This window comes from Paucilactobacillus salsurae, from assembly GCF_054784995.1.
The window spans coordinates 13,600-25,876 of sequence record NZ_BAAHWX010000010.1 but is presented as its reverse complement, the minus strand read 5'-3'; the positions used below and the strand labels follow the sequence as shown (position 1 = coordinate 25,876).

The 12,277-nt window shown below is 36.0% G+C and carries 16 protein-coding genes and 1 tRNA gene; 9 read left to right on the top strand and 8 right to left on the bottom strand.

Annotated features, from left to right (window positions below; genetic code table 11):
- Positions 1 to 17: 17 nt before the first annotated feature.
- A complete protein-coding gene (locus ACYVQZ_RS08050) occupies positions 18 to 503 on the bottom strand; it encodes a pyridoxamine 5'-phosphate oxidase family protein (protein ID WP_461240893.1) in 486 nt (161 codons plus the stop codon).
- Between the two features lie 292 nt (positions 504 to 795).
- Between ACYVQZ_RS08050 and ACYVQZ_RS08045 the strand changes: the two genes are divergently transcribed.
- On the top strand, positions 796 to 978 hold the full coding sequence (locus ACYVQZ_RS08045; RefSeq protein WP_461240892.1) for a hypothetical protein: 183 nt from the start codon (positions 796 to 798) through the stop codon (positions 976 to 978).
- Positions 979 to 1,021: 43 nt separating this feature from the next.
- On the opposite strand, the gene ACYVQZ_RS08040 is transcribed toward ACYVQZ_RS08045, so the two are convergent.
- Positions 1,022 to 1,582, bottom strand: a complete 561-nt coding sequence (locus ACYVQZ_RS08040) for a LysE family translocator (protein WP_461240891.1) — start codon at positions 1,580 to 1,582, stop codon at positions 1,022 to 1,024.
- 98 nt (positions 1,583 to 1,680) lie between these two features.
- Between ACYVQZ_RS08040 and ACYVQZ_RS08035 the strand changes: the two genes are divergently transcribed.
- On the top strand, positions 1,681 to 2,082 hold the full coding sequence (locus tag ACYVQZ_RS08035; RefSeq protein WP_461240890.1) for a MarR family winged helix-turn-helix transcriptional regulator: 402 nt from the start codon (positions 1,681 to 1,683) through the stop codon (positions 2,080 to 2,082).
- A 56-nt stretch (positions 2,083 to 2,138) separates the two neighbouring features.
- Here ACYVQZ_RS08035 and ACYVQZ_RS08030 read toward each other — a convergent pair.
- From ACYVQZ_RS08030 to ACYVQZ_RS08010, 5 genes are all read right to left on the bottom strand, one after another.
- Positions 2,139 to 2,222: transfer RNA gene (locus ACYVQZ_RS08030), tRNA-Leu, on the bottom strand.
- 45 nt (positions 2,223 to 2,267) lie between these two features.
- Positions 2,268 to 2,546 carry a heavy metal-binding domain-containing protein gene (locus ACYVQZ_RS08025; protein WP_461240889.1) on the bottom strand — a complete coding sequence of 93 codons (279 nt, stop codon included), beginning with the start codon at positions 2,544 to 2,546 and terminating at the stop codon, positions 2,268 to 2,270.
- A 15-nt stretch (positions 2,547 to 2,561) separates the two neighbouring features.
- A complete protein-coding gene (locus ACYVQZ_RS08020) occupies positions 2,562 to 2,750 on the bottom strand; it encodes a hypothetical protein (protein WP_461240888.1) in 189 nt (62 codons plus the stop codon).
- A gap of 88 nt (positions 2,751 to 2,838) precedes the next feature.
- A complete protein-coding gene (locus ACYVQZ_RS08015; protein ID WP_461240887.1) occupies positions 2,839 to 5,976 on the bottom strand; it encodes an MMPL/RND family transporter in 3,138 nt (1,045 codons plus the stop codon).
- 21 nt (positions 5,977 to 5,997) lie between these two features.
- Positions 5,998 to 6,582, bottom strand: a complete 585-nt coding sequence (locus ACYVQZ_RS08010; RefSeq protein WP_461240886.1) for a TetR/AcrR family transcriptional regulator — start codon at positions 6,580 to 6,582, stop codon at positions 5,998 to 6,000.
- A gap of 243 nt (positions 6,583 to 6,825) precedes the next feature.
- Between ACYVQZ_RS08010 and ACYVQZ_RS08005 the strand changes: the two genes are divergently transcribed.
- The 7 genes from ACYVQZ_RS08005 to folP all read left to right on the top strand — a co-directional run bounded on the left by ACYVQZ_RS08005 (position 6,826) and on the right by folP (position 11,823).
- On the top strand, positions 6,826 to 7,290 hold the full coding sequence (locus ACYVQZ_RS08005; RefSeq protein ID WP_461240885.1) for a MarR family winged helix-turn-helix transcriptional regulator: 465 nt from the start codon (positions 6,826 to 6,828) through the stop codon (positions 7,288 to 7,290).
- 91 nt (positions 7,291 to 7,381) lie between these two features.
- Complete coding sequence (gene folB, locus ACYVQZ_RS08000) at positions 7,382 to 7,753, top strand: dihydroneopterin aldolase (protein ID WP_461240884.1); 372 nt, start codon at positions 7,382 to 7,384, stop codon at positions 7,751 to 7,753.
- Positions 7,746 to 8,261, top strand: coding sequence for a 2-amino-4-hydroxy-6-hydroxymethyldihydropteridine diphosphokinase (gene folK / locus ACYVQZ_RS07995; RefSeq protein ID WP_461240883.1), 516 nt, complete (start codon positions 7,746 to 7,748; stop codon positions 8,259 to 8,261). The genes folB and folK overlap by 8 nt, the downstream gene beginning before the upstream one ends.
- Positions 8,242 to 8,811, top strand: a complete 570-nt coding sequence (gene folE / locus ACYVQZ_RS07990) for a GTP cyclohydrolase I FolE (protein WP_461240882.1) — start codon at positions 8,242 to 8,244, stop codon at positions 8,809 to 8,811. Before folK ends, folE begins: the two co-directional genes overlap by 20 nt.
- A gap of 2 nt (positions 8,812 to 8,813) precedes the next feature.
- The gene (locus ACYVQZ_RS07985; RefSeq protein ID WP_461240881.1) at positions 8,814 to 10,091 is read left to right on the top strand and encodes a bifunctional folylpolyglutamate synthase/dihydrofolate synthase; all 1,278 of its coding nucleotides are present in this window, start codon (positions 8,814 to 8,816) and stop codon (positions 10,089 to 10,091) included.
- A gap of 7 nt (positions 10,092 to 10,098) precedes the next feature.
- The gene (locus ACYVQZ_RS07980) at positions 10,099 to 10,686 is read left to right on the top strand and encodes a non-canonical purine NTP pyrophosphatase (RefSeq protein WP_461240920.1); all 588 of its coding nucleotides are present in this window, start codon (positions 10,099 to 10,101) and stop codon (positions 10,684 to 10,686) included.
- A 6-nt stretch (positions 10,687 to 10,692) separates the two neighbouring features.
- Positions 10,693 to 11,823 carry a dihydropteroate synthase gene (gene folP, locus ACYVQZ_RS07975; RefSeq protein WP_461240880.1) on the top strand — a complete coding sequence of 377 codons (1,131 nt, stop codon included), beginning with the start codon at positions 10,693 to 10,695 and terminating at the stop codon, positions 11,821 to 11,823.
- A 58-nt stretch (positions 11,824 to 11,881) separates the two neighbouring features.
- Here the strand turns inward: folP and ACYVQZ_RS07970 are convergent, their stop codons facing one another.
- Positions 11,882 to 12,214: a DUF1516 family protein gene (locus ACYVQZ_RS07970; protein WP_461240879.1), complete on the bottom strand. Its 333-nt coding sequence runs from the start codon at positions 12,212 to 12,214 to the stop codon at positions 11,882 to 11,884.
- Between the last annotated feature and the right edge of the window lie 63 nt (positions 12,215 to 12,277).

Below are 12,277 nucleotides of genomic sequence, written 5' to 3'. Positions count from 1 at the left end.
GCTGTTATTTTCTGTATCTAATCCAAATGTTGTTTAGCAGTATAGCGTTGAACATCAATTTTAATCACGCCAACATAATTAATGTCAGACGCAGAAATATTAGGCCATTCTTTGCCGGTTTCATGTAATAAAATCGTTTGCATTGCCTTCTTTTTGTCCAGCACATCAGTTATTAACTGAGCATTGCCGACACCCATGATACTCTGGTAAGCAAATGAATAATCACTAGGGTTACTGCTATTTTCAGGGACCATTAGATGAGCACCGTTATCAATTTCAAAGGCAATGTGACCATCTTTTGAAATGAGCTCTCTTTTTTTGCCAACGGGTGCGCCATGACTATATAAGGTTAAATGACCATCATCTTGCATTTCAAATCCATAATTAGTGGGAACAACATATGGATATTTATCATCGTTGATTCCCAGGTGAATTACATGGGCTTCTAACAATATCGTTTTAATTGTTTCCAAATCAGTGACCTCTCTATTAGCTTTACGCATACTATTCCTCCTCGATATTTTTGATGTTACACATCTGAAATATAGTCGTGAATGGTGTATCAGTCAAGGCTTTAGACTAGGTGTTGAACAGTTTTTTTAAGTTGAATAATCAATTTTTTGTGAATTTTTTAAATCAAACTAGTGAAACGGGTGATATACCAGTCGATTTTAAATGATTTTGTTTTTCACAAAGATATTAACACAACTGCAATGTTTTTCAGACAAAAAATAAGTTATACTAGACATGTAAAAATGTAAACGCTTACAGTAACTATGAAAGGGGTATAGATCGGTGGATAAGGATCGCATTGATGGACTAAGTCAAAACGATGTTGAATTTGAATACATGAAACAATTTGGAGGATTTCCTTTTTATTCATATTCTGGGGACAATATGATTGAAGATATGAGAGATGCTTTAATAAATGGCGAACCTTATGAACAAGCAATTACGCAAAATGTAAGTTTAAATTAGATTAACTCTTAAAAAGAAGTTGTGATAATATCACAACTTCTTTTTATCGCCATAAATCATATGCACTAAAAACTAATAGTAGTGCCACAAATGAATTTAATAATTTAAAATGTTGGTTATAAAATCGTTGGATCAGCTGACCGGCGATTGTCCACGCTAAAGTACCAAGAACACCGATTAACACCATCAAAGTAAACTTCATTGATAATTCACCGAAAATGCCGCTAATTAAGAAGGTGCCCATGCCAGTAATGAAATATAAATAAACTTTAATATTGGTTGTTTGTAAAAGTAAACCGGTAACTAAGGGATGATTGCCAGCAGCTGACGCATTTCCCGGCGTGGAGATGTATGTATGATATGCCAAATAGAGTAAATATAGTGACCCAATAATTTTTAATATAAAAATTACTGACGGATAGTTTTGAAAAAAAGAGGCAAATATTGAGACAATTCCTCCAATAATTAATAGACCTAAAAAAATGCCAGAATTAAAAATTAATCCATGACGAAATCCTTTTTGTTGGCCTTCAGACATTGCCATAATTGTATTGGGACCAGGTGTAAATGACATGATGAAAATAAAAGTTAAAAATCCAATCATTTCGATCTCTCCTTTTTTTATTGCAAATGCAATGATTTACTTAAATACTATATCATGATATAATTGCATTTGCAATAAAATGTTTGGAGGTCATCGAAATGTTTGAAATAATTCGTGAAATTGGTGCGATTACGCGAAGCATTCAAAATGATTCAAATCAAAGATTTAAAGAAGATCAATTAAATAATAATTTGTTTATTTATATTATTCGAGTAGTTGAACGCCCGGGAATGTTTATGGGAGAATTGGCCGATTCAATTCAAGCTGATCGAACGACCAGTTTTAGAACAGTTAAAAAATTAGTTGATAAAGGCTATTTAGAATTGAAGAGTGATCCAACCAATTTGAAAATTAAAAGAGTTTATCCAACCAAACAAGCAAAAAGTTATTATCCTAAGCTGCATGCTTATGAACAAAATCGTTCTGATCAATTGGTGAAGAATTTATCTGACAAAGAATTAGATCAGTTAAAGCGACTGATGCGTAAATTGAATTATTAACGTGTATTTGGTGACGTAAAAAGGCTAACATCATAGTGATGTTAGCCTTTTTTTAATGCCCCAGGCAGGATTCGAACCTGTACATGGATAACCATACAGCGACCTGAACGCTGCGCGTCTGCCAGTTCCGCCACTGGGGCAACAACAATTAATAGTTTACACTAACGGTTGCTGTTTTTAAAGCATTATTCTGTGAATTTTACTAAGGTACCGTATCCCGTAATGACTAAAAATTTGGGTGCGACTTGCAACTGGACGACTTGGGTATTAAACGAGATGTTAATAATACCGTCCGCTTGTTCTTCCTCAGCCTTTTGCTTCATTTTTTCTTCAACGTCTGAAAAAAGTTGGTCCATTGATTCAAAAGCATCGATTGTTTCAGAATCCAGCATGAGATGGCTAGTGGCATTGACAATGCCCAAAATATCGTGTGGTTGATCAATACTGCCGGTGGTTAATAACATAAAAATAGGTCTCCTTTATTGATAAAGTCGTAATACTAGAAAATATAAACAAGAAAACGAAAGGGTAATGATAACAGCCAAAAATAGATAAATACCATTGGTTCTCATATTACCTCGGTGTGTTAATAGCCGAAAGCCAGTAACAACTAATAAAATAACTGCCAGTCCTAGAAAGATTAAAACAGTTTGCTTAAAGATTTGCATTGAAAGTACTCCAAAATGATTTCTTTCATTCTAATAGTTAACTACTAAAAAAGCAAAATGCAGTTTTTGCATTTTGCTAATGAGTTAACTATTTTTCGTTTTCATGTTTTTGATGTTGCTTATCTTCTGCGTCCTGGAAACCGGATTTAACTGGATAAGTTAATGAAACAGTGCTTGGAATAATAATTGGAATGATAAAAATCAAAATAATCAATCCAATGATTACGGCCATGGCAACTTGAATCAACGTTGGGACACCAGAAGGCATCAATGCAGCAAATGTACCACTTAGGATAATCGCAGCAGAAATGACAACTGTGCCAATGACTGTTGATGATTTAACCATTCGATCAGCAGGCATCATATTTTCACGCCCATATTCGCGATATTTCATCATCAAGAAGATACTATAATCGACTCCTAATGCGACAAGCATGATAAATGAGAAGAATGGGGTATTCCAAGTTAACATTGGACGACCTAAGACGAGACCGCTAATCCAACGTGTGATGCTGAGTGATGTAAAGTAAGCAAGCATCAATGTTCCAATGATATAAATAGGCTGTAGAAGCGAGCGTGTGACAAAGATCAATGCTAAGCCAATTCCGATCAACATAATAGCGGCTGTTCTGACAAAATCGCCACTCGCAACACTCTTAATATCATGAAGTGTTGATGATTGCCCGCCCATAGCAACTTGAGCATTTTTAAGTGTTGTTCCTTTGAGACTCTTTTTGGTCTGTGAGGAAAGTTGTGCCACTTTTTGGGTGGCCTTTGTATCACTTGGGTTGGTATTCAAGACAATTGTAATTTTAGCTGTTTTTTTATCTTGAGATAGATAAGTTTTAATGGCTGGCTTGTATGTGGCACTGTGCAGAACGCTGTGAGGTACGTAGTATTCGTCACTTGCTGAAGAATTCTGAAGACCTTTCAGATAACTGCCACCTTGACCCAAACCATCATTGACTTTATCGATACCAGTTGTCAGTTGTGGTGATTGTTCGGCTAATTTATTAATTCCTGTATTGATTTGTCCTAAGCCATTTTGACTTTGCATCAGGGCGCTTTGAACTTGGTTAAGGCCGCCTGTTAATTGAGATAAGGCAGTCGCTGCTCCTGGAAGAGCTACATTTGAAGCACTAGCCAGTTGATTAACTTGTGCTTTTAAAGTATTGACTTGGCCAAGCATACTCCCTAATGAAGATGTAGAACCCTGAATATTTTGCAATGACGTACCAATACTTTGATCGGCTGTACCGATAGCCTTCAAATTGTTTTGAACAGTTTGTAACTGTGTTTCCAGGCCGGAAAAGCTGGATTTTTGTTCATTGGCATATTGTAATAGTGTTTGTGTTTGAGGTCCTGAAAGTGGTGTGCCGGCCTGTGCTTCAGCTTGAATTAAGCCAGTGACAATTTGGGCACCCATCTGATTAACATCAACATTACTGGAAGTCCCCTGCATGCCAGTTAATAAACTGCCAATTGTTTTTGCTTGGGTTCCAATATTCGTTAGTTCATTGGTTAAATCACTAGTGTTAACGGCAGATCCAGAGTTTTGGAGTGCAGAATTTAATTGTTGAATACCATTATTGATTTGTGGTAAACCACTTTCCAATTGAGCAATTTGACTAGCATTACTGCCTGAAAGTTGGCTATTTAACTGTGTTGTTAATGTTGAAACACCATCAACTAATTGCTGGCTGCCAGTGGAAAGCTGGCCTAAACCATTCGACATCGCCATGCTACCAGCCGATAATTTTGCTAATCCAGTTTGAGCAGAACCAAGACCAGTATTGACGGTTCCTAATTGGTTAGATACATAAAGCTTGTTAACCTTCGTACCTCCTGGCTGAGTCACTGATGCAGCAGTTTTAACATCTGGATCATTCTGTATTTTACGTGTGATTTGATCAATTAATTTTAAATCCTTTTCGTTATCTAAACGATGATTAGAGCGAATGTATAGGGTTGATGGTTCCGCCGTTCCTTTGGAGAAGTGATCTTGAACCACTAAGAAACCTTTTTTAGCTGGAACCGAGTTACTAATTTCGTCTGTATCATCGTAGTTTAGTTTATTTTGATAAACAAAATAAAAGGGAAGTGTCAGACCTAACACGATGACTAATGAAATAATTGGATGAAGAACTGAACTTGATGATAAGCGGTACCACAATGAACTGTTGCCTTCGCCCTCAAAGTTTTTCGATGGCCAAAACATCTTTTTACCAAGCACAGCCATGAAAAACGGATTCAGTGTTAATAAAACGATTAACAATACTGCAACACCAATTGCGACACCAATTGCTGATTGATAGATTGAAAATTTAGCCAAACTTAACGCACTAAAACCAATTAAAACTGAAGATCCAGAGTATAGGATCGTTTTTCCGGCAACTCTTCGAGCTCTCTTTGTTGCTTCAGCGTTAGATAAGCCACGACTAAGTTCTTCTTTGAACTGATTGTAAAGTAAAATATTATAATCAGTACCAATTCCAAATAGGACGACTACCATAAAGACTTGCGTGAAGTTTGAAAATGGAAAGTTAAATCTATTAACCAGGTTCGTAACAATACTAAGTGACGTTAGGAATGTCACTCCAACAGTTAATAATGAAACTAGGGGAACGATTGGAGAACGGAAAACCAGCACTAGAACGATGAAAATAAAAATAACGGAAATAACTTCAGTTTTTTTGATTCCTTCTTGAATCGCTTCTGAGAACGAACTATTGAGAACATCGGAACCGGTAATGTAAGATTTAACACCACTGGTTCGGATTGCTTTAGTCAATTGCTTATTGACGGTTTTAATCTCGCCTTGTTTTTTTGAAACCTGCAGTTGAACTAGCTGAGTTGTTTTATCTTTAGATATTAACTGAGCTTTTGTTTCCTTATTATCATTAGGAGCCGTGATTGTCTTAATGCCATAAATTTCTCGATGTTGCTTTAATTTTTTGATAGTAGCATCGACATTATGTTGATCCTTAGCGGACATTTCGTTGTCACCATTATTGAAAACAGCAACCACCGTATAGGTATTGCCCTGACCATGCCCCCATTTATTTTGCATGCTATTGGCGATTTCACTTTGCGAATCTTTAGGCAAAGTAATGTCAGAATGGGCTCTTGTTAATTCACCAATATTTGGCAGTGCAAAGATTGAAATTCCCAAAATAATAATCCAGGCAATCAAAGCGCCTGTGTGATTTTTCATAAACCGTTTCAAATTCTCATCCTCCTGATGCAACTAATTTGCTTCTATCTCTTTGTTTGGTGTAATGATACGTAAAATCATTTGATGGTAGCTTTTTGTTAAAGATTCGGGTGTCTCATTCTCATAAAATCCTGTAAATTCAATGAAGACAAAGCCCAGAACGGATCCTATTAAGGCGCCGGAAATTGACGCAGGATTATCATCTTTTGTATGGGAAGAATTAATGACTGTATTGAGTAATGCGACTAATTTCATTGCAGATTGATGAAATTCACTTTGTTTTGAAAAACCATTGGCATAAAAAATGATGTCAGACAACGGAGCCTGATTCATCAAATCATCATGAACAACGTCAGCAAATTTAATAAGTGCTTCATTGCCAGATAAGCCTAAAATATTTTTGGTAACTTTTGCCAGCAATTCATCCAAGTAACGAGCACCGACGAATGAGAGTAAATCATCTAAATTGGCAATGTAATTGTAAAGTGATTGCGTTCGAATATCTAAATCATGAGCTAAGCGTGAAAGTGTCAATGCTTTTAATCCATCTTGTTTAATAATTTTAATGGCTTGATCAATCACTTTTTGTTGATCAAGATTACGTCTTTTGGTCATCATTAGGCCTCCATTTTTCTACAAGTGCCAATATATCACTTCAATAAGAAGAATGCAATCTACAAGTTGTAGTTTATTAAAAAATAATCACAAGTTCTGGTTTCTCAAAAATGATATCCGATTATTTTAGGATCATCGGGTGCATCAATACAGCGTAAATTAGCTGTCCAATTACTTTGTAATTGATAAATTAGATTAAATTGTGTACGATATAAGAAGCTATTAATGGATGAAAGGAGACGTAAAATGACAACGCCAGATATTAGATTAGATAATCAACTTTGTTTTCAGATTAATCGCGCGCATCAATTATTTAACCGATTTTATCAAGAACCGTTAAGTGAATTTGGTTTGACCTACGTGCAATACACTGTATTGTTAGCGCTATGGGAAAAAGATTCAGTGACGGTTAACGAAGTTGGCCAAAAGGTTGGACTTGGCACCGGGACACTTACACCACTTCTAAAAAGAATGGAAAAAGCAAACTGGATTTCACGAACCCGTTGTTTGGAAGATGAACGACGCGTTATTGTTAAATTGAGTGATCAGGCAAAAGCACAGAAAGGTGCAATTTTGAATGCCACGAAGGCATGCATTGATCAATTGCAGTATAATGACACGTCTTATGCAGATGTCATGGGTGCGATTCATGATGTTCAAAAACGATTGGAACATCTAGAAAAAGTTAAAAAACAAGATCAAGCTGGTTAAAATGAAGACCGAAGTGTCATCTTCGATCTTTTTTTTATTTTTTAAATTTGGTTAATGGTAAGATAGAATTTAAAGAAGTCGGCAAGGAGAGATGATTGTGGGTAAAATTAGAATTAATAATATGAGTTTTCACACATATAATGGTGTTTTCTCAGAAGAAAAGAAATTAGGTCAACGTTTGCAGGTTGATGTGGAAATGCAATATCCTATCGAACAAAAGGTACAACACGATGACTTAAATGAAACTGTCAGTTATGCCGACGTGTATCAAACAATTCAGGATTTTGTCCTCAATAATAACTATAATTTGATTGAAAGTGTTGCGAATGAACTGTTGAAGTTATTACTTTCTGCCTATCCCCAATTATCAGCGATTACGTTACGAGTGCGTAAGTATAGTGTTCCAATTGAAGGCATCTTCGACAATATTGAGATTGAAGTGAGTGGTCGTCAACATGATTAATCAAGTCTATTTAAGCGTTGGAACTAATATTGGCGATCGCGTAGCAAATTTAAAAGCTGCAGTTCAGAAACTACGTCAAGTCAATGAAATTACGATTCAGAAAATTTCAAAAATTTATGAAACGCAGCCAGTGGGCGGTGTAAAACAAGATGATTTTCTCAACATCGCAGTGGCTTTAACAACGTCTCAAACGGCATATGCACTATTGGATAGCCTACATCGAATAGAACAGCAGCTGCATAGAAAGAGACTTATCCATTGGGGACCGCGAACAATTGATTTGGATATTTTATACTTCAACGAGGAAAAATTTGATGATGAGTTATTAAAAATTCCCCATCCAGAGATTGGCAATCGACGCTTTGTACTGATTCCATTACTAGAAATCACAAAGGAAAATGAAACATTGCATCAAAAACTGCAACACTTATTAGAACAAACGCCTGACAAAAATTGGGTACAAGAGTATCAAGAGGGGGATGTTGAATTTGGACAACAAAAAGATTGAACACGCAATAACCGATATTTTAGAGGCCATTGGGGAGGATCCACAGCGCCCGGGATTAGTTGAAACACCACAACGTGTGGCTAAAGCATACGAGGAAATGTTTTCTGGATTAAATCAACAGCCTGAAGATTTTAGTGATTATAAAATTTTCCAAGTTGACGATGATCCAGAGATGGTAATGGTGCAAAAAATTCCGTTTTATTCAATGTGTGAACACCACCTATTACCGTTTTTTGGTGTGGCTAATGTTGCCTATGTACCAAAAAATGGTAAAGTAATTGGTATTAGCAAGATCCCGCGACTAGTGGATTTTGTTGCAAAACGACCAGGTATGCAGGAAAAAGTAACTACTCAAATTGTCGATGAATTACAACGTATTTTAGATCCAGCTGGCGTGGCAGTGTCCATTAGTGCCCGCCATATGTGCATGGAAATGCGTGGAATCAGTAAATCTGGGCTATTTACATACACTTCCAAATTCACAGGATCGTTTAAAGCAGATCAGAATTTAAAACAACAATTTTTACAACAAACTGGTAATGAAGGTTAAATATGACGACGTATAAGCAATTAGTTGAACAAATGAATCAACATATGTTAGCCGATAATGTTGATCGGGTTGCCTTACTTAATCGTGTTTTAGATGAAATAGGACATCCAGAAACCCATTATCACGTCATACATATTGCAGGGACAAATGGTAAGGGATCAACGGGGGCCATGTTGAGAGAAACGCTCGTTAATGCGGGTTTTAAAGTTGGTCATTTTGCTAGTCCAGCTATGCGATCTTTGCGCGAGCAAATCAAAATTAATAATGTAATGATTAGCGAAACTGAGTTTGTATTAGTGTATCAGCAAATTGTGAAACGATTACCTGTAACAATAAAGTCACAAGATATTTCGATTTTTGAATGGTTTGTTCTAATCACATTGCAGTACTTTGCAAATCAAAAAATTGAATGGGCGGTAATTGAAGCTGGACTCGGTGGCCAAAACGATGCTACTAATGCGATTACAGCACCTTTATTAACGATTTTTACGCATATAGATTACGATCATGTCAAGATATTGGGTAATACAATTAAACAAATTGCATATAACAAAGCTGGAATTATCAAACCAGGTTCAACCGTTTTTGTTGCACCACGACAACACCCAACTGCATTAACAGTTCTGAAAAAACAAGCACAACAAAAAAATGCAAAGTCAATCATTCAAGCAGATTCACAGTTAGTCAAAGTAAACAGTCATTTGGCACATGGCTTTAGTGTAGATATTAAAATGCAACACGATCATTTTGAGAATTTGGCATTTAATTTATTAGGTAATTTTCAATTAGATAATTTGGCCACGGTTGGCACAGTTGTCGATTGGTTGATGGCAAATAATTACTTGATGAGTGCTGAACCATTTACTAAGATGATGAGTCATATCGAAATTCCTGGTAGAATGCAGGTGATTCAACAACATCCAATGGTTATTTTAGATGGAGCCCATAATGTTGACGGTGCGAAAAGATTAGTTGAAAGTTTGCGAGATTTTGAAGCGGGAACAAAGTTTATTATGATTTTAGGATTCTTAAAGGATAAGCAGTATGCTCAAATGGCAAAACTATATGAAACAATTGCCACTCGAATTGATGTGGTTGCACCTGATCAAGATGAGCGTGCACTGACGGCTCAACAGTTAGCGGATTTATTTCAACAACCAGTCGAACAATTTAGTAATGCGCAGTTGGCATTGAGTAATGCGAAAAAAATAGCCGACGAGCACACGGTAATTGTCGTGACTGGGTCGTTTTATCTTATTAAGGAGTTGGAGGAAGATTAAATTGAAAATGCCAGAGCGCTTTGTGATTGCTTCTAACAATTTAGCTAAGACACAAGAATTAATTCAGATATTTGCATATTACAATATCACGGCAATATCGTATCAAAAATTAATTAATAAAGTTAAATTTCCTCCTGAAGGAGATAAAAATTATTTAGAAAATGCCAAGCAAAAGGCAGAATTTATCGCCAAAAGATTGCCACAAGAGTGGGTAGTTGCTGATGATTCAGGAATGTTATTAGCGGCTCATCCAAATGAACTTGGAGTTTTAACTGCTAGGCAGTTGGCACCATATGCCCATACAGAAGAACGGCTTAATAATCGTATTTTGGCAATGGTAAATGGGAGATCGAGACAAGTACAGATGGTGACTTGGTTAGTATTAAATTCACCGACGCAACAATACATTGCGAAGGGAGATTTTAAGGGAACTATTTCAGGTCGACCGCAGGGTAGTAATGGGCGAAGTTTTGATTTGATTTTGGTTCCAGACGGTTTGCAGACGACTTTGGCGCAGTTAACGGATGAGAAAAAAATTCCGTTGTTACATCGTGCTAAGGCTGTTCAACATTTATTGTCACAATTGAAGGAGTAGATGTCCATGCGAGTAATCGAAATAACAAAATTTTCATCTAATGAATTTTATAACAAAGTCTTTGATGATTTGAAAAGTCGACAGCAGCAGTTGTTTTTGAAAATCATTGAAGGTCAATCATCTATTGAACTTCTCCATCTAACAAAACAAATGGATCTTGTTCAAGACTCCGATGGTGGTGATTTGCAAATTATGATGAGACAGGTTAATTTAAATTTTTTTATTACTCAAATTGAACGACTATTACCAAGCGAAAAAAAATTATTGACTGATCTCAAAACAATTGAAAAAAAGCATGAGATTATTTGGCAAGTAGGCAGATTTACATTTAAAACGAATAGACAACCTGTTATTTACGGTATTTTAAATGTGACACCAGATTCCTTTTATGACGGTGGTCGATTTAATGACGAGACACGAATGAAAGAACAAATTGATGCTTTAGTTAAGGAAGGCGTCGACGTTATTGAAGTTGGTGGACAAACGACTCGGCCAGGATTTAGTGAAATAACACCTGCTGAAGAACTAAAGCGCATTTTGCCTGCCATTGATTATATTCAACAGCAATATACAGATACTGCGATTGCTGTTGATACCTATAAATATGAAGTCATGGAGCAAATGGTAAATCATGGTGTCGATATTATTAATGATGTGGAAGCATTTACTGATGATACGCGTAAATTGACGTTATTGCATAATACAAATACCGGTTTGCTGACAATGCATAGTGCACGGGAAGTTGATTATGATGATTTAACCAGCGAAATGAAAACATTTTTTGAAACTAATTTAAAAAAATTACAAGCAGCTGGAATCAGTTTAAATAGAATTGCATTGGATCAGGGAATCGGTTATGCGAAAATCGCTGATGGCTATCAGGACTATGCGATGATGCGCAATATTGATCAGTTTAATTATTTAAAACGGCCAATGATGGTGGCAATATCCAGAAAGGGCTTTGGTGCCAAACTCTTTGGATTAAAAAAAGATGATCGTTTAGATGTGACCTTAATTGCTGAGGCATACATGTATTTGCATGGTGGGAGAATTTTACGTGTGCATGACGTTAAAGAAACAAAACAATTGGTAAAAATGCTTGAAGTCATTCAACAAGGGTTTTGGTTAGGTAAATAAAAATAGCGTTCGAATTTCAACTTAACATTCAAACGCTATTTTTATTTGTATTATACAATTAAAGTAAAAAGCCACAAATGATAGTGGCAATAAATAGTACGGACAACAGTGTCGTAATCAATGTCGTAACATGACGTTCTTGCTTGCGCGCAAAGGCAATTTCAATGACTGCGATTAAACCAATCGCCAAGATTAATTTAAGAATTGAAAGAATTGGGTGAGATTGATAAATAAAGAACATTAGCACTCCGCCAGTGACTAGTAAAATTAGATACAGACAGCGACTCGTAATCATCCATTCATTAATTCTTTTTTGCGATTGTGCAGTTAACCCCAAAATCACTGTTACAACTAAAATTACTGCTGTTGCTAGATGAATAATAAGCCACATATTTTTAACTCCTTTGATTAATTTCAAAATCAATTCTACCATTAAATGTTACTCAAATAAGTC